The sequence below is a fragment of the Duganella sp. Leaf61 genome, assembly GCF_001421905.1.
Classification (GTDB): domain Bacteria; phylum Pseudomonadota; class Gammaproteobacteria; order Burkholderiales; family Burkholderiaceae_D; genus Rugamonas; species Rugamonas zoogloeoides.
Window position 1 is genome coordinate 23,254 of the sequence record NZ_LMLM01000023.1, and the last position, 15,981, is coordinate 39,234.

At 66.7% G+C, this 15,981-nt stretch carries 16 protein-coding genes and 2 pseudogenes; 3 read left to right on the forward strand and 15 right to left on the reverse strand.

The window, feature by feature from the left end:
- From ASF04_RS13180 to ASF04_RS13200, 6 genes and pseudogenes are all read right to left on the reverse strand, one after another.
- Complete coding sequence (locus ASF04_RS13180) at positions 1 to 789, reverse strand: hypothetical protein (RefSeq protein ID WP_056142306.1); 789 nt, start codon at positions 787 to 789, stop codon at positions 1 to 3.
- Positions 790 to 860: 71 nt separating this feature from the next.
- The gene (locus ASF04_RS13185) at positions 861 to 1,646 is read right to left on the reverse strand and encodes a hypothetical protein (RefSeq protein WP_056142310.1); all 786 of its coding nucleotides are present in this window, start codon (positions 1,644 to 1,646) and stop codon (positions 861 to 863) included.
- A 99-nt stretch (positions 1,647 to 1,745) separates the two neighbouring features.
- A partial coding sequence (locus ASF04_RS28210) for an alpha/beta fold hydrolase (RefSeq protein WP_229205049.1) occupies positions 1,746 to 2,333 on the reverse strand: 588 nt, incomplete at its 5' end.
- A gap of 1 nt (position 2,334) precedes the next feature.
- Positions 2,335 to 2,933, reverse strand: a pseudogene (locus tag ASF04_RS28215) (alpha/beta fold hydrolase); the annotation flags it as partial.
- Positions 2,934 to 3,117: 184 nt separating this feature from the next.
- On the reverse strand, positions 3,118 to 3,727 hold a 610-nt coding region (locus ASF04_RS27910; protein ID WP_229205050.1), incomplete at its 5' end, for an alpha/beta fold hydrolase.
- Position 3,728: 1 nt separating this feature from the next.
- Positions 3,729 to 4,315: pseudogene (locus tag ASF04_RS13200) on the reverse strand (alpha/beta fold hydrolase); the annotation flags it as partial.
- 166 nt (positions 4,316 to 4,481) lie between these two features.
- Between ASF04_RS13200 and ASF04_RS13205 the strand changes: the two are divergent.
- The 3 genes from ASF04_RS13205 to ASF04_RS13215 all read left to right on the forward strand — a co-directional run bounded on the left by ASF04_RS13205 (position 4,482) and on the right by ASF04_RS13215 (position 6,511).
- Positions 4,482 to 5,375 (forward strand): LysR family transcriptional regulator, encoded by an 894-nt coding sequence (locus ASF04_RS13205; protein WP_056142314.1) that lies wholly within the window; start codon positions 4,482 to 4,484, stop codon positions 5,373 to 5,375.
- Positions 5,376 to 5,507: 132 nt separating this feature from the next.
- Positions 5,508 to 5,714, forward strand: coding sequence for a hypothetical protein (locus tag ASF04_RS13210; RefSeq protein WP_056142317.1), 207 nt, complete (start codon positions 5,508 to 5,510; stop codon positions 5,712 to 5,714).
- A 26-nt stretch (positions 5,715 to 5,740) separates the two neighbouring features.
- Positions 5,741 to 6,511, forward strand: coding sequence for a GIN domain-containing protein (locus tag ASF04_RS13215; protein WP_056142320.1), 771 nt, complete (start codon positions 5,741 to 5,743; stop codon positions 6,509 to 6,511).
- Between the two features lie 103 nt (positions 6,512 to 6,614).
- On the opposite strand, the gene ASF04_RS13220 is transcribed toward ASF04_RS13215, so the two are convergent.
- Genes ASF04_RS13220 through ASF04_RS13260 form a run of 9 tightly spaced genes read right to left on the reverse strand, consistent with a single transcriptional unit; the run spans position 6,615 to position 15,923 of the window.
- Positions 6,615 to 7,418 (reverse strand): LytR C-terminal domain-containing protein, encoded by an 804-nt coding sequence (locus ASF04_RS13220; RefSeq protein WP_082488750.1) that lies wholly within the window; start codon positions 7,416 to 7,418, stop codon positions 6,615 to 6,617.
- A gap of 10 nt (positions 7,419 to 7,428) precedes the next feature.
- Entirely contained in the window at positions 7,429 to 8,361 is a 933-nt protein-coding gene (locus tag ASF04_RS13225) for a type II secretion system F family protein (protein WP_056142324.1), read from the reverse strand.
- A 14-nt stretch (positions 8,362 to 8,375) separates the two neighbouring features.
- Positions 8,376 to 9,362, reverse strand: coding sequence for a type II secretion system F family protein (locus ASF04_RS13230; protein ID WP_056142328.1), 987 nt, complete (start codon positions 9,360 to 9,362; stop codon positions 8,376 to 8,378).
- A 3-nt stretch (positions 9,363 to 9,365) separates the two neighbouring features.
- Complete coding sequence (locus ASF04_RS13235; RefSeq protein WP_056142331.1) at positions 9,366 to 10,757, reverse strand: CpaF family protein; 1,392 nt, start codon at positions 10,755 to 10,757, stop codon at positions 9,366 to 9,368.
- A gap of 9 nt (positions 10,758 to 10,766) precedes the next feature.
- A complete protein-coding gene (locus ASF04_RS13240) occupies positions 10,767 to 11,939 on the reverse strand; it encodes a CpaE family protein (protein ID WP_056142333.1) in 1,173 nt (390 codons plus the stop codon).
- Positions 11,940 to 11,948: 9 nt separating this feature from the next.
- Positions 11,949 to 12,218, reverse strand: a complete 270-nt coding sequence (locus ASF04_RS13245) for a hypothetical protein (protein WP_056142338.1) — start codon at positions 12,216 to 12,218, stop codon at positions 11,949 to 11,951.
- A gap of 15 nt (positions 12,219 to 12,233) precedes the next feature.
- Positions 12,234 to 13,673, reverse strand: coding sequence for a type II and III secretion system protein family protein (locus ASF04_RS13250; protein WP_056142341.1), 1,440 nt, complete (start codon positions 13,671 to 13,673; stop codon positions 12,234 to 12,236).
- Positions 13,674 to 13,680: 7 nt separating this feature from the next.
- A complete protein-coding gene (cpaB, locus tag ASF04_RS13255; protein WP_056142344.1) occupies positions 13,681 to 14,511 on the reverse strand; it encodes a Flp pilus assembly protein CpaB in 831 nt (276 codons plus the stop codon).
- Positions 14,508 to 15,923 carry an ATP-binding protein gene (locus ASF04_RS13260; protein ID WP_056142346.1) on the reverse strand — a complete coding sequence of 472 codons (1,416 nt, stop codon included), beginning with the start codon at positions 15,921 to 15,923 and terminating at the stop codon, positions 14,508 to 14,510. The genes cpaB and ASF04_RS13260 overlap by 4 nt, the downstream gene beginning before the upstream one ends.
- Between the last annotated feature and the right edge of the window lie 58 nt (positions 15,924 to 15,981).

Genomic DNA, 15,981 nt, shown 5'->3' on the forward strand with positions numbered 1-15,981 from the left:
TCAAGGCACAGTCTTCCCGTACACCCGCACCAGCTCTGCCAGCCTGCGCGTGGCATTGTCGCCCCACCATGTCCACACCGCCTCCACTTGCTCGCGGTGCTGCTGGTGGTAGGCGGTGCTGGCCGACAGCCAGGCGGTCGAGGTGCGCAGCGGGATCGGCAGGCGGACCAGGTTGGGGCCGTGGCGCGCGGCCACGGACGCATCAGCGGCATCGGGGTTGGAGACGGCGATGGTAAAGCCGTCCACGCGGCGCAGCATCAGCTTTTCCATGTTGCTGGAGGCGTCGGCCGAACCATCGTCAACCTTGTAGCCATCGGCGCGCAGCTGGTCACCCAGCGACGAGGACTGGTTCGAGGCCAGGATGCGGTTGCGGAAATAATCGCCTGGAACAGTGCTTGCCGGCAGGCCATCGGCAGCGCGGACGTACACCACGGCAGTCAGGCGCATGCCGCGCCGCGTGTCGGGCAGGCCGGCGGCGGTGCGCGGCAGGGCCGAATACGGTGTTTCGTTATCGCGCAAATCGACCAGGGCGAAATCGATGCTGCCGTTGGTGAGCGCAAGCTTGATGCGGGCCGGCGGCAGGCGCACCAGCGCGGGCGTGCAACCGGTGACGTACACCGCCTGCCGCAGCAGTTCGGCGCCGGCCCCCGGTGCGTCCGGTATGGCGGGGCCGTTGCCGAGGTAATACGGCGGCCGGTCACGGTCGGGATATGCCACGCGCACCACGCAATCGCTGGCGCACACTTGGCCGCACAATGCCAACAAGGCGGCTGATGCCAGGACTTTCATACTCACACTCCAATTGAAGGGGGCGAGTATAAAGGCAGGTGCAAAGAATGGCAAAACTGCAGGCAGGCGCGCTACCTGGACGGCGGGGGCTGCCTGAGCAGCTCGCCGAGCCGGCGCGCCGCGTTATTGCCCCACCAGTTCCACAGCTGCTCCATCTGCTCGCGATGGGCCTGGTGATACGTGCTGTTCGACGACAGCCACAGCGTGGAAGCACGGATCGGCGTGGCCAGACGGACCACGCGGTTGCCATAGCGCTCTGCGACCGAACGGTCGAGCGCATCGGCATTGGCCAGCGACATGGCAAAGCCGTCCACGCGCCGGAAGATCAGTTTATCGAGGTTGTTGAAAGAGTTGCCGGTGCCGCTATCGACAGTGTAGCCCTCGTCGCGCAGTTGCTCGCCCAGTGGCGAGCCCTGGTTGGTGGCCAGCTTACGCTGTCTGAAATAGATGCGCGGATTGGTAGCGGCAGCGATACGGTCGTCGGTGCGCACGTACACCACGGCCGCCACGCGGATGCCGCGCTGCTTGTCGGGCATGCCGGCAGCGGTCAGCGGCAAGGCCGAATAGCGCCGTTCGCCGTCGCGCAGATCGACCGGCGCCAAGTCCACGCTGCCATCGATAAGCGCATAGCGCAAGCGCGCAGTCGGCAGCCGCACCAGTTGCGCGGTGCAGCCGACACTACGCACCGCTTCCCGCAACAGTTCCACACCTGCGCCGGCCGGCTCGGGCACCACCGCGCCATTGCCTATGTAGTACGGCAAACGCTCGCGGTCCGGATAAGCCACCCGCATCACGCAATCGCGTGCAGCCACCTGGTCGCACAGCAGCACGGTCATGACGAGCGTCAGCATTTTCATATCGCAGCTCCGGTTGGTTGTCGGTAGTGTAACGGCAAACGGCGGGCGGCGATTGCTCGCTACCCGCCGTGGCGTGCTACCCGATCATGCGATCAACCCTTACGACTTGGCAAAGGCCAGGAAGTCGGCGTTGAATTTGTCCTTGTGCGTATCGGTCAGGCCGTGCGGCGCGCCCGGGTACACGATCAGCTTGGAACCCTTGATCAGCGCAGCCGAGGCTTTGCCGGCGGCGTCGATCGGCACGATCTGGTCGTCGTCGCCGTGGATCACCAGGGTCGGCTTGTCGAATTTTTTCAGGTCGTCGCGGAAGTCGGTTTCCGAGAATGCGATCGGCACGATCTGGTCGTCGTCGCCGTGGATCACCAGGGTCGGCTTGTCGAATTTTTTCAGGTCGTCGCGGAAGTCGGTTTCCGAGAATGCCTTGATCGAGTCATAGGTATTCTTGTGGCCGGCCTGCATGCCCTGGGCGTACCACGAGTTGATCAGCCCTTGCGACGGCTTGGCGCCGGCACGGTTGAAACCGTAAAACGGGCCCGACGCCAGGTCCAGGTACAACTGCGCCCGGTTGGCAACCGACGCGGCGCGGATGCCGTCAAACACTTCGATCGGCAGGCCGCCCGGGTTGGTGGCGGTCTTGAGCATCAGCGGTGGCACGGCCGAAATCAAGCCGAGCTTGGCGACGCGCCTNCCGTCAAACACTTCGATCGGCAGGCCGCCCGGGTTGGTGGCGGTCTTGAGCATCAGCGGTGGCACGGCCGAAATCAAGCCGAGCTTGGCGACGCGCCTGGTGCCATGGCGGCCGACGTAACGGGCCACTTCGCCGCCGCCGGTGGAAAAGCCGGCCAGGATGATGTTTTTCAGGTCCAGCGTCTCGATCAGTTGCGCCAGGTCGTCGGCGTAATGGTCCATGTCGTTGCCGTCCCACGGCTGGCTCGAACGGCCGTGGCCGCGACGGTCATGGGTAATCACGCGGAAGCCATTATTGGCCAGGTGGAAAGCAGCGGACTCCCAGCTGTCGGCGTTCAGCGGCCAGCCGTGGCTGAGCACGACCGGTTGGCCGGTGCGCGGGCCCCAGTCCTTGTAATAAATCTCGACGCCGTCGCGGGTGGTGATGGTGCTCACGGTGTGGGCGACCGGGCCGGTGTTTTTCACGGAGGCAGCTTCGGCGGTGCCAGCGGCCATGGCGGTGAGCGGGATGGCCACGGCAGCAGCGGCGGCACCAACGCTGTTGAACAAGGCCGAACGACGGGAAAGGCTGACTTCCTGGGTTTGATGAACGTTGCTCATGATCTGCTCCTGAAATTTAATAGTAAACGATTTGATAGTGCGCTATGTTTGCCCTTGCTACAGTCACAAGTGCGGCGCCGATGTGTGCAATATATATTGCGCGCTATTTGATAGCAAGCTATTTTATTAAAATATTTCGCCGTGAACCCGGGACGCTGGCGAGCCTCCCGGGTTCATCGAGCCCTTACGACTTGGCAAAAGCCAGGAAGTCGGCGTTGAATTTGTCCTTGTGCGTATCGGTCAGACCGTGCGGCGCGCCCGGGTACACGATCAGCTTGGAACCCTTGATCAGCGCGGCCGAGGCCTTGCCGGCGGCGTCGATCGGCACGATCTGGTCGTCGTCGCCGTGGATCACCAGGGTCGGCTTGTCGAATTTTTTCAGGTCGTCGCGGAAGTCGGTTTCCGAGAATGCGATCGGCACGATCTGGTCGTCGTCGCCGTGGATCACCAGGGTCGGCTTGTCGAATTTTTTCAGGTCGTCGCGGAAGTCGGTTTCCGAGAATGCCTTGATCGAGTCATAGGTATTCTTGTGACCGGCCTGCATGCCCTGGGCGTACCACGAGTTGATCAGGCCTTGCGACGGCTTGGCGCCGGCACGGTTGAAGCCGTAAAACGGGCCCGATGCCAGGTCCAGGTACAGCTGCGCCCGGTTGGCGACCGACGCGGCGCGGATACCGTCAAACACTTCGATCGGCAGGCCGCCCGGGTTGGTGGCGGTCTTGAGCATCAGCGGTGGCACGGCCGAAATCAAGCCGAGCTTGGCGACGCGCCTGGTGCCGTGGCGGCCGACGTAANCCGTCAAACACTTCGATCGGCAGGCCGCCCGGGTTGGTGGCGGTCTTGAGCATCAGCGGTGGCACGGCCGAAATCAAGCCGAGCTTGGCGACGCGCCTGGTGCCGTGGCGGCCGACGTAACGGGCCACTTCGCCGCCGCCGGTGGAAAAGCCGGCCAGGATGATGTTTTTCAAATCCAGCGTCTCGATCAGTTGCGCCAGGTCGTCGGCGTAATGGTCCATGTCGTTGCCGTCCCATGGCTGGCTCGAACGGCCGTGGCCGCGACGGTCATGGGTAATCACGCGGAAGCCGTTGTTGGCCAGGTGAAAAGCGGCCGACTCCCAGCTGTCGGCGTTCAGCGGCCAGCCATGGCTGAGCACGACCGGTTGGCCGGTGCGCGGACCCCAGTCCTTGTAATAGATCTCGACGCCGTCGCGGGTGGTGATGGTGCTGACGGTGTGGGCGACCGGGCCGGTGTTTTTTACGGAGGCAGCTTCGGCGCTGCCAGCAGCCATGGCGGTCAGCGGAATAGCCACGGCGGCAGCGGCGGCACCGACACTGTTGAAGAAGGCGCTGCGGCGGGCGAGGTTGATGTTGGCGTTGTTCATGATCTTCATCCTTTTAGTCGATTTTTTGTGGGTGACCGCTGTGCTAGAGTCTCTGGCTGGCGGCGTTGCGATGGAGTGAATCTTAGGCCTGCCGCCGGTTTTGTGGAACAGACAAGCCTGCAAGGTCACTTTGCAAGAATGCAGCCCTTCTCCCCTGGAACCCAAGATGCCGACGAGCACCGACTTCGACTGGAACGACATTCCCCTGATCCTTGCCCTGTCCCGCAGCGGCAATATGAGCGCGGCCGGCCGGCAGTTGGGCGTCGATGCGTCCACCATCAGCCGCCGCATCGCTGCCGCTGAAAAATCCTTGCAGCTGCGCCTGTTTATCCGCGACAACACCGGCTACCGCCTCACCGATGCCGGCCAGGTGTTCGTGCGCCACGCCGACGGCGTGTTCGGCAATGTGCAAAGCATGTTGCAAGCGGCCAGCCAGGAGGCGGACGCCACCGCCGGCCCGGTCAACATCACCTCGATCGACTTCCTGTTCGACTACTGGCTGCTCGACCACGTGCCGGCGCTGCACGCGGCCCATCCGCACATCGCGCTGACCTTGCAGGCGGAAAACCAGAACCTGTCGTTCACGCGGCGCGAGGCCGACTTCGCGCTGCGCCTCGGCAAACCGGGCGACGATGCCGCGCTGGTGATGCGCAAACTCGGTGACCTCGGCTTTGCCGTCTATGGCCATCCGCGCTTTGCCGGCATGGCGCGCGACGCCTGGGGCGAACAGCCGTGGATCGCCTACGACGACGCGCTGGCCGCCACCGGCGAAATGCAGTGGCTGGCGGCGCTGACGCCGGCGCCGCGCCGGGTGCTCAAGGTGAACAGCCTGAGCACGATGGTGCGCGGCTGCCGCGCTGGCGTCGGCCTGGCGCTGCTGCCTTGCATCATGGGCGAGCAGGAAGGCTTGCTGCGCCTGGGAGAACAAGTGGAAGTGCTGCGCGACATCTGGCTGCTCAGCCACCGCGATGCCGGTTCGATCGCCCGCTTCAAAACGGTATCCGCCTGGATCACCACGCTGTATGCCGGCAGCCAAAACCGCCTGTGCGGTGCGGTATAGCACCGCTTACGCCCCCTTTATCCGCAGCCTGCCCCCTGTTTTTTGCACTTCGTCACATCCCGGTGGATGTCCCGAGGGCCCTTGTCTATAGTTCACTCATCGCAACGAACTAACCACCCCAAGGAGCTCAAAATGAACATCGCAAAAAACATGGAAGCCATCTTCATCGCCACCGCCATCATCGCTGGCGCCACCTCGCTGGCTACCGCCAGCACCCCTGCCCCACGCATCTTCATCGCCGCCGATGCCGTGACGACCCAGGCTGCGAAAGCGGCGCCGATGCAGGTAGTGACCATCACCGCCAAGCGCTTGACCGCTGCTGAAAAAGCCGCACTGTAATCCCCCACCTGACGACGGAGCGCATGATGAAACCCACCCTGAAGGCCGCCATGCTGGCTGCGGTTCTGTGCAGCGGCACCCCTGCCGCGCTGGCCGCGGAGCTGACCAGCGAGAGCCGCAGCGTCGATGCGCGCACTGTCAATCTCAACCTCGATGGCGTCATCAGCGTCAAGGTCAAACAAGGGCCGGTGGCATCGCTGACCTTGTACGGCAAGCCGGAAGCATTGAAGAAGGTGACGGTGCTGCAAAGCGGCGACCAGCTGCGCATCGACACCGGCAAGACAAGTAACAGCATCAGCTTTGGCAACAAGCAGGACCTGCGCGCGGAACTGACGTTACCGAACCTGCGCGAAGTAATCTCGGGTGGCGTGGGCGCCACCGAAGTAAACGGTTTTAGCGGCGACACGCTGCGCCTCACGCTGCAAGGTGCGGGGGCGGTGAAGGTCAACGCCCAATATCGCAACGTCGATGTCCACCTGGGCGGGATCGGCGGCATGACAGTCAATGCCGGCAACAGCGACAACGTCGACTTGCATCTGAACGGTGCTGGCCGCATAGAGATGATCGGCCAGACCAGGCAACTGAACGCCTCCCTCGGTGGCGTGGGCAGCCTCGACGCGCAGCAGCTGCGGGCGGAATCGGTCGATGTGCAACTGACGGGACTGGGCAGCGCCAGCGTGTATGCCAGGTCGCGCGCCAACCTGAGCTTGAGCGGACTCGGCTCGGCCACCGTCTACGGCAAGCCGGCCAACCGCCAGTCCAGTGCACAGGGGCTGGGCAGCGTGAGCTGGCAGTAAAGAACGCGCCGGCAGGGACGATCCCGGGCCGGCAGCAACAGGAAAACACATGGGTGTGTTTTTTTCGCCGTCCGGGGGATGATCTCCATCCGGACGGTTTTTTTTATTTTGGCCGGCCGCTGTCGTGGCCCAGCACGATGCGCACATCGCGCGGCGCCGTATCGCGGCGCACCTTGAGCGGTATGTCCAGCTGGTGCGACAGTGCTTCGGCCAGCGCGCGCTGCGCGTGCGGATATTCGATGCGGGTGCGCGGCACGGTGAACGGCCGGGCGTTGGTGAGGCGCACCGTGGTCACGCCATCGAGGTCCAGCGTGCGCGCCACCCGCGCCAGGCTGGCAGCTGCGCCGGTGACGCCGTTGCCGTTGCTGATTTCCAGCCGCACCGGGTCTGGCGGGGCTGCGGACGATGCTGCCGTTGCCGTTGCTGCTGTCGGCGACGACGTCACGGCCGGCGCCACGCGCGGTGCCAACGCCGGCGCCTCCACCCGCACCACCTGCACCATCGCCGCGCCGATCTGCCGCACCTGCGTGCGCGGCATATCCGGGTAAGCGTCGGCGGCTGCCGGTACGGGGACCGACTGCGCGGCCGGTGCGGCGGTACCGGCCAGCAGGGCATAGTCGCGCCGCGCATCGTGCGCACTGAGCGTGGCGGCCTGCTGGTAGAAGCGGGTGGCGCGTTCCCGCTGGCCGTCCGCTTCCAGCGCGGTGGCCAGGCGCGCCCAGTTGGCCGCATTCATGGGATCGAGCAGGCAGGCGCGTTCCAGCGCCGTGATGGCATCCTGGGCGGCGTCCTGCGGCGCCGCCGGGGTTGCCACGCTGGCGGCAGGCAGGCCGCCGCAGGCTGCCAGCAGCAAGCCAGCCAACGTGGCGGCGGCAGTTGCCGTGGCAATCGGAATGGTCTTCATCATGCGCTCCTTTTCAGTGACCCGGGGGTACCATCGAACGGTAGATCGAAATGCCGGCTGGCCCGATCAGCACCAGCATCAGCGTGGGAAAAATGCAGAAGATCAGCGGGAACAGCAGCTTGAGCGCGATCTTGGCGGCCGCCTCCTCGGCCTGCACGCTGCGCTTGCTGCGCAGGTTGTCGGAGTGGACCCGCAGCGAATCGCCCATGCTGGTCCCGAAGCGTTCGGACTGGATCAGCATGGCCACCAGCGTATCGACGTCCTCCACGCCGCTGCGCAAGGCCAGGTTGCGCAGCGCCTTTTCCTTGGAAAAACCCGCGCGCATTTCCATCAGCACCAGTTGCAGCTCCTGCGCCAGCGTCACGCTCTTGATGTGGATTTCGCCGGCCACCTTGGCCAGCGCGCGCTCCAGGCTCAGGCCCGCCTCCACGCACACGGTGAGCAGGTCGAGCGCATCGGGAAAGGTTTCGAAGATTTCGCGGCAGCGGCTGGTGGCCCGGCGCGCCAGCACCAGGTTGGGCAGGTAGTAGCCGATGCTGGCAGCGATCAGCAGCAGCGCCATATGCCCTTGTTGCGGCGCGCGGCCGCTGAACGCCGCCACCAGCAGCGTTGCCAGTGCGGGCAGCGCCAGCGCCAGCACGGTCTTGGCGGCGAAGTACAGCGACGGCGCCGAGGCGCTGCGCCAGCCGGCGTTCATGAAGCGGGTGCGCAGCGGCGAGCGCTCCCACCCCTCCTCCGGCACCGACAGGCGCGAGAACGGCTGCGCCGCGTGCGCCACCTTTTCCACCCAGCCCTGCTGCGGCGCGTCCACTTGCGTTTCGGGGGCGACCACGCCCCCCAGGCGCGCGCGCACCTGCACCGGCGCAAACAGGCGCACGCCCAGGAACACCAGGCCCGCCACCACCAGGAAAACCAGCGCCAGGAAGATCAAATGCTGCGCATCCATGCCACGCTCCCTCGTCAGATGCGGATGCGTATGAGCTTTCGCATCCATAACACGCCGCCGACCGCGATCGCCCCCGCGTACCACATCAGGGAGACGCCGATCGGATCGGTCCACAGCACGCTGATATATTCCGGATTCGTCAGCGACATCAGGAACATCACCACCAGCGGCAGCACGCCCAGGATCCACGCCGACATGCGTCCTTCGGCCGACATCACCCGCACCTGCGCCAGCAGTTTCAGGCGCGCGCGGATCAGGCGGCTGATGTTGCCGAGCGCCTCGGCCAGGTTGCCGCCCGATTCGCGCTGGATCAGCACCGCGATGACCAGGTAGCGCAGGTCGGTGAGCGGCACGCGGTGGGCCAGGTTGTGCAGCGCCTCGCTCATCGACACGCCGTAGTTGATCTCCTCGTAGGTGGTGCGAAATTCGCCGGCGATCGGCTCGGGCAATTCGTCGGCCACCATCTGCATGACGTTGGCGAACGAATGGCCGGCGCGCAGCGCGCGGCCGAAAAAATCGGCGGCCTCCGGCAGTTGCTGTTCCAGCCTGGCCAGCCGTTCGCGGCGCGTACGCAGCAGCAGCATCCACGGCAGCGCCAGGGCCAGGCCCAGCGCCAGCAACGCGCCCACGCCCGGCAGGCCGACGATCCGGGGCGCCACCAGGCCGGCTGCGCCCAGCAGCAGCATCGCGCCGAGAAACTGCGCCACCGACCAGCGCACCCCGGCCTGCAGCAGCAGGGCATCGAGCGCGGCCAGCCGGCACCAGGGGCCGATGCGGCGCAGCAGGCGCTCGATCGCCGGGCGGCGGCTCCAGGTGCGGCGCTTGACGATGTCCACCCGCTCGGCGCCGCCCGGACCGCGTTCGGCCATCAGGCGCAGGCGCCGCGAAATGCGGCGCGCGCCGCCACCGTGCGCCGCCGACCACCACAGCCACGCCCCTTCGACCAGCAGGATCACCGCAGCGAACAGCAGCACCGCAAATGCGGAAAAGACGGCGTCCATGGCTTACTCGAACACCCGGTCGGGATCGAACACCGACTCGGACACCGGTACGCCGAACATGCGCAGGCGGTCGGCAAACCGGGGCCGTACGCCGGTGGCGGAAAACGTGCCCTGCACGCGGCCGTTGGCATCGACCCCGCGCTGCTCGAAGCGGAAGATCTCGTGCATGGCAATCACGTCGCCTTCCATGCCGGTTACCTCCTGCAGGCTGACCAGCTTGCGGGTGCCGTCGGTCAGGCGCGAGACCTGCATCACCACCGTGACGGCCGAGCAGATCTGCTGGCGCGTGGCGCGCGGGGTCAGGTTCACCCCGGCCATGCCCACCATGTTCTCCAGCCGCGACAGCGCATCGCGCGGGGTGTTGGAGTGCACCGTCGCCAGCGAGCCTTCGTGGCCGGTGTTCATCGCCTGCAGCATGTCGAGCGCCTCCGGCCCGCGCACTTCGCCCAGGATGATGCGGTCGGGCCGCATGCGCAGCGCGTTGCGCACCAGCGAGCGCTGATTGACTTCGCCCTTGCCCTCGATATTGGGCGGCCGGGTTTCCAGCCGCACCACGTGCGGCTGGCGCATTTGCAGCTCGGCCGCATCCTCGATGGTGACGATGCGCTCGGCGGCGGGAATAAAGCCCGAGAGCACGTTGAGCAGCGTGGTCTTGCCGCTGCCGGTGCCGCCCGAGATCAGGATGTTGACCTTGGCGTGGCCCAGCGCCTGCAGCACCTCCACCATCGGCGGCGTCAGGCTGCGGTTGGCCAGCAGGTTATCGATGGTAAGCGGGTTGACGGCAAAGCGGCGGATCGACAGGATCGGGCCGTCGATCGCCAGCGGCGGAATGATGGCGTTCACGCGCGAGCCGTCGGGCAGGCGCGCGTCCACCATCGGGCTCGATTCATCGACGCGCCGGCCCACCCGCGAGACGATCTTCTCGATGATCTTCATCAGGTGGGCGTTGTCGTTGAAGGTGACGTCGGTCAGCTCCAGCCGGCCGGCGCGCTCCACGTATACCATGGCGGCGGTGTTGACCAGGATGTCGGAGACGCCGGGATCGGCCAGCAGCGGTTCAAGCGGGCCGAAGCCGAGCATCTCGTGCTGGATGTCGAGCACCAGACTGTGGCGCTCGTGCTGATTGAGCACGATGCGCTCTTCCTCGATGATGCGCTGGACCAGCAGCGCCAGCTCGTGCTTGAACTGCTCGGGCGTGAGCCGTTGCAGGCGCTCGAGGTCGATGCGCTCCATGATCATGTGGTGCATGCTTTTTTTCAGATCCTGGTAAGCGGCGGCAGCCAGCGAGGGCGTGCCGGGCGCACCGCCGATGCTGACCGTGCCAACCGTACCAGTCATGCCTGGTGCGCCGTGGCGGCCATCGCCGGCCACGGACAGGCGTTCACGCAAGCTCATATCGTTCTCCTAGTCGTTGTCGTTGCGGCCGAACAGGCGGTCGAACAGGCCCCGGCTCTCGGCCACGCGGCGCGCCGTCACCAGTTCCACCATGTCGGCCAGACTGCGCGCCACCGCGCTGCTGCGCGACAGTTGCAGCACCGGGATGCCCTGGTTGACGGAATCGGTGGCCGACAGGTAATCGTTGGGTACCGTATGCATCACTTCCGCGCCCAGCGCCTGCTCCAGGTCCACCAGGCGCAGCTTGCCGCCCTTCTCATAGCGGTTGACGATCAGGCGCATGCGTTCTCCCGGATAGCCGAGCGAGCGGAAGATGTCGAGCAGGCGGCGGCCATCGCGGATGTCGGGCAGCGCCAGCTGCAGCACCGGGAAAATCGAATCGGCCTGGTCGAGCGCGCGTAGCGAGATGGCGTCGATCTGGCGGCCCACGTCGAGCACAATGTAGTCGTAGTGCTGGCGCGCCACGCGCAGGATGGTGTCCATGTGCTCGGGCTTCATTTCCACCAGGTGCTGCGGGTCGTCGGCCGCCGCCAGCACGCCGAAGTTGGACGCCACGTGCACCAGGCACGAATCGAGAAACGCGCCGTCCATGCGGCCGATCTGGCCGCAGATGTCGGACAGCGTCATGGCCGGCTTCTGGTCCGAGACATACAGTGTGGCGTCGCCGAACTGGCCGTGCAAATCGATCAGCAGCACTTTTTTATCGGCCAGCGCGGCCAGCGCATAACCGAAATTGGTGGACAAGAAGGTGGCGCCGCTGCCGCCCTTGCAGGAGATAAAAGCCAGCACGCGGCCGTCGCGCATGCGGCTGACTCCGGCGGCCACCTCGATGCGGTCCATCGCCTCGTGGAAGGCGCGGTGTACCAGCGGCAGTTGCAGCACCTCGCGCATGCCGGCGCGCATGGCGCGAATCAGGAGGTCATGCTGTGGCGCGCGCGTGAGCAGCATGAACGACGCTGCCGGGTACTGCTTCGACAGCCGCTCCACCAGTTCGCCCTCGGCCGGCTCGACGTCGCTGGCGTCGAAAATCACCAGGTCAGGCGCTTCCGGCAACTGGCGCTCGACGGCATCGCGCAGGCCGTGGCGCGTGGCCACCAGTTGCACCGCCGGCAGTCGCGCCGATCCCTGCGCCGCCACTTCGGCGTGCAGCAGGCTGTCATTGCTGATCATCAGTGCTCTCATGGCATGTCCTTACTTGGCGTCGATGACGAAGGTGGGCTGCGCCGGCGGGTCGCTGAACGCTTTTTGATAGCGCACATACCCCTGCTGCGCAGCCTTGCCGTCGATGCCGGCCACGGGATCGGGATTGCGGCCGGCGTTGGCATCGATCACCTGCTGCGCCAGCGCCAGGCGCGCGACGGCGCCGAAGTGGGTGTCCCAGTACGGGGTGGTGGGCGCGGGAGACAATGCCGCGCAACCGGCCAGCGTGCATGCCGCCAGCATCACGAAAAGGAGTCGCATAGAGGTTCCTGAAGTTTATCGGGGTGGTGTGCCTTCCAGCTTGCCGCCCAAAAACAGCTCGGTGCGGGTGGGTGCGGTCACGCTGTCGGTCGGCAGCTGGTAGTCGGCCGGCAGTGGCCGCACCAGGCGCGGGGTGACCACGAACAGCAGTTCGGTGCGGTCGTGCTGGAAATCGGTGCTGCGAAACAGCGCTCCCAGGATCGGCAATTCACCGAGGATCGGCAGGCCGTTGATGTTGGTGGTGCGGTTGTTCTTGATCAGGCCACCGATGGCGAAGCTCTGGCCGTCCTGCAGTTCCACGGTGGTGGCAGCGCGCCGGGTGGTGATCAACGGCAGGATGGAGGCGCCGGTAAAGCCGGACGCCGAAATGCCCACGCCCTCGCGCGACAGCTCCGATACTTCCGGCGCCACCCGCAGGTTGATGCGCCCACCCGCCAGCACGGTGGGCGTGAAGCGCACACCCACGCCGAACTCCTTCTCTTCCAGCGTGACCTTGTTGTTATCGTGCGCCACCGGGATCAGGATCTTGCCGCCGGCAAGAAAGCTGCCCTCCTGGCCGCTGATCGCCATCACCGTCGGTTCAGCCAGGATGCGCACCAGGCCTTCCTGCTTTTCGGCCTGGATGCCGAAGCGGTCGCCGGTGGCGCGGCCCACGGCCAGGCCGCCGCGCAGGGTGCCACTGAGGAAGTTCGACGCCAGCACGCTGGCCCAGCTGCCGCCGCCCACGCCGAGCGCGATGCCGCTTTCGAGCTTGTCGAGCAGGGTCTTCGATACTTCGGCGATTTTCACTTCCAGCATCACCTGCTGCGGTGCGCCGACGTTGAGGAAGTTGATCACTCGGGCCTGGGCGGCACCGGTGCCCGCTCCCGCGCCGGCACCAGTGGTGGGATTGGTGGGAGTTGCGCCCTCCTTCTCGCCACCGGCGGACAAGGCTCGCGCCGGCCGCCGCACGAAGGCATGGGCCAGTTCCAGCGCGCGTGCGGCCGCCTGGGTGTCGCTGGCGGTGCCGCTCAATACCAGCGTGTCGCCGGCGCCGGTGACGACGATGTGTTTCTGCTCCGGCATCAACGCCGCCAGCGAGGCCTGCAAGGCGCCGGGATCGATGCCCACCACCACCTCGACCACGTTGCAGACGCCGCTCCTGCCCTGCACGATCATGTTGCTGGTGCCGATGTCGATACCGGCCACGTACAGCGTGTCCGGCGCCACCAGCATCGCCTCGAGCACGGCCGGGTTGCCCACGCTGCGCGCGGCGACCGCTTCGGGCATGCGCATCAACGTCGATTTGCCCAGTTGCAGGGCCAGGTGGCCGGGCGCCGCGGCCTGGCCGGCGCAGCGCAGGCTCGTGTTGGCGCGATCGGGCTGCGCAAACACGGTGGCCGGTACGGCCAGGGCCGCCGCCAGGACCAGTTGCCAGGCACTGGCGCGAAAAATGGATAGTGGCCGGATCATCATGGCGCCCTCACAGGCATTCCTGCTTGCGTTGCACACCGGCGATCACGCCCGCGCAGTGGCGCACCGGTCCGGCTGTAGCCAGCCGGGGGCGCGGCGCGGCCGGCGCGGTGGCGGCAGGTGCAGCGGCAACGGGAGCCGGCGCCGCCATCCCCAGCAGCGAGGCCTTGGTGGCGCCGTCGGTGGTGCCGGGGCGCGGATCGACCTGGTTGCGCAGCACCAGCGACAGCGTGCCCACGCTGCGCGCCAGGTCGAGGTTTTCGGCCTGGCCGGGCGTCACTTCCAGCGTGACGGCGTTGACCACGCGCGGCTTGGTTTCGTCGCGCCCCACTTCCTGCGCCACGGCCAGCACCAGTATCCGTTCGAGCACGATCTTGGAAATCGCATTGTCGCCACCGCGCGCCGACTGCGTGTTGACCAGGATATCGACAAAATTGCCCGGCAGCGCGAAGCCGGCCACGCCCACTACATCGTTGACGCGCACGGTGATGGCGCGGTTGCCCTCGGTGATCAGCGCGGAGAGGCCGCCGACGGTGCCGGCCGGCGCCAGCTTCGCTTCGCTGAGCGGCTCGTCGCGCAGCACGCTCGATTTGAGCACCCGCCCCGCCAGTTTGGCCGGATCGCGCAGGGCGCCATGCGGCAGGTTGTCGGCCGGCCAGTCGAGCGTCTTCATCATCTCGGGCGTCAGGCGCTGGCCCAGGCTGATGTCGGTGGCGGCCACCACGATGCGGTTGGCGGCGGTGGGCGCCTGGCCCAGCAGCCAGCGCGAAGCCAGCGCCACCGCCGCCAGCCCGAACACGACGGCCAGCGCCATCATCCACAGTGCGCGGCGGTTTTTCATACGATGTGCTGGGCCAGTTGGTCGATCAGCGGCGCGAGGTCGCTGGCGGACGGCGCGGATACCGACGTTGAGCAGGCGAACATGCTGGTCCAGGCCTGGTCCAGCGCGCCGATGGTGAGCCGGGGCGGCGCGCCATTGAAGCCGGCGAAATCGACAATGCGGCCCACGATCTCGTGCGGATACGCGGCCAGCAGCGGCAGGCCGCTGCCCGCGTGCAGCTCATCGACCAGGTAGCGCAGCGCGTCATCGTCGTACAGCACGCCGGCGGCCAGGCACTGCTGGCGGAACAGCGCGCGATATGCCGCCGCCCCCAGCGCCGCCACCGGAATCTTGTAGCCCACGCGGCGCAGCGCTGCCTCATCGAACAGCGCCTCGGGCGCCAGGCTGGTGGCAAACACCAGCCGCATGCGGCATGGCGCCTCGAAGTGGTAACCGCCGGCCAGCGACAACTGGCTGCGGCGCAGCTCCTGGGCCTGGGTGAAACGGTTGAGCAGCTCGGTGGCGGCCATGCGCTGACGCCCCAGGTCGTCGACGATCAGCAGGCCGTTGTTGGCCTTGAGCTGCGGCGCGGCGCGGTAGCAGCCGTTGGGCGTGTCCGCCTGCAGGTCGAGCATGTCGGCGGTGACATCGGCGTCGAGCGCCACCACCGGCCGCTGGCACAGCACCCAGCGCGCATCGACGCCGCGCCGATCGGCCGCCACGCGGCTGTGGCGCGCATTCGGTCCACGTAACCCATTCTGCGGGAAGTGCACCTGCGGATCGTAGACCTGCACCACGTCCTGCCCCACCAGCAGCGCATGCGGCACCGCGATCACGCCTTGTTGCAGCGCCCCCAGTTTGCGCGCCAGCGTGGACTTGCCGCTGCCCGACGGCCCGTACAACAGCATGGTGCGGCCGGCGTACATGGCCGCGCCCAGCATTTGCAGCACGCCGGGCGCCAGCAACTGGTCGGCCAGTTCGACGCCGAGCTCGCCGGGGTCCAGCATCGACACCGGCAGCGACTGCCGCTCGACCATGGCGCGGTAAGCTTCCAGCGTGACCGGCGCCGGGCCGGCGTAGCGGCAGCGCTCCATCCAGCCGCCCGCGCGCTGCTTGCCGCCCGCCGTCAGCTGGTACTGGATGTCGATATCGGATTCGCCGCGCCACGCCACTTCGGCCACGTGCTCGGCCACCATGAAGTCGAGCGCCTCGCGCAGCACCGTGATCGGCAGGTGCAGCCGGGTAGTCAGCACCGGCAGATGGGTCTTGCCGGCCAGGTACAAGGCCTTGGCCACCAGCTCCACCACGAACTGCTGCGGCAGGCCGGTGTCGCGCAGCGAACGCGGTGGCGGCGGCAGCACGCTGGCCGCTTCGGTGTCGGCCAGGTGGGCGGTGGCAGGGGCAGAATAAGGTGAGGAATCGAGGCTGAGCATGACTGTTCTCCGCGCTGCTGTAGGGACGACTGAAAATATTTCACTGAGGAATCGAGTC

What these genes read in the sequence shown, in the direction of transcription:
- ASF04_RS13180 (WP_056142306.1), bottom strand. Translation starts at nt 789, where the DNA reads ATGAAAGTCCTGGCATCAGCCGCCTTGTTGGCATTGTGCGGCCAAGTG.
- ASF04_RS13245 (WP_056142338.1), bottom strand. Translation starts at nt 12,218, where the DNA reads ATGCGACTCCTTTTCGTGATGCTGGCGGCATGCACGCTGGCCGGTTGC.
- ASF04_RS13250 (WP_056142341.1), bottom strand. Translation starts at nt 13,673, where the DNA reads ATGATGATCCGGCCACTATCCATTTTTCGCGCCAGTGCCTGGCAACTG.
- ASF04_RS13260 (WP_056142346.1), bottom strand. Translation starts at nt 15,923, where the DNA reads ATGCTCAGCCTCGATTCCTCACCTTATTCTGCCCCTGCCACCGCCCAC.
- ASF04_RS13235 (WP_056142331.1), bottom strand. Translation starts at nt 10,757, where the DNA reads ATGAGCTTGCGTGAACGCCTGTCCGTGGCCGGCGATGGCCGCCACGGC.
- ASF04_RS13225 (WP_056142324.1), bottom strand. Translation starts at nt 8,361, where the DNA reads ATGGATGCGCAGCATTTGATCTTCCTGGCGCTGGTTTTCCTGGTGGTG.
- ASF04_RS13205 (WP_056142314.1), top strand. Translation starts at nt 4,482, where the DNA reads ATGCCGACGAGCACCGACTTCGACTGGAACGACATTCCCCTGATCCTT.
- ASF04_RS13220 (WP_082488750.1), bottom strand. Translation starts at nt 7,418, where the DNA reads ATGATGAAGACCATTCCGATTGCCACGGCAACTGCCGCCGCCACGTTG.
- ASF04_RS13215 (WP_056142320.1), top strand. Translation starts at nt 5,741, where the DNA reads ATGAAACCCACCCTGAAGGCCGCCATGCTGGCTGCGGTTCTGTGCAGC.
- cpaB (WP_056142344.1), bottom strand. Translation starts at nt 14,511, where the DNA reads ATGAAAAACCGCCGCGCACTGTGGATGATGGCGCTGGCCGTCGTGTTC.
- ASF04_RS13230 (WP_056142328.1), bottom strand. Translation starts at nt 9,362, where the DNA reads ATGGACGCCGTCTTTTCCGCATTTGCGGTGCTGCTGTTCGCTGCGGTG.
- ASF04_RS13185 (WP_056142310.1), bottom strand. Translation starts at nt 1,646, where the DNA reads ATGAAAATGCTGACGCTCGTCATGACCGTGCTGCTGTGCGACCAGGTG.
- ASF04_RS13240 (WP_056142333.1), bottom strand. Translation starts at nt 11,939, where the DNA reads ATGAGAGCACTGATGATCAGCAATGACAGCCTGCTGCACGCCGAAGTG.
- ASF04_RS13210 (WP_056142317.1), top strand. Translation starts at nt 5,508, where the DNA reads ATGAACATCGCAAAAAACATGGAAGCCATCTTCATCGCCACCGCCATC.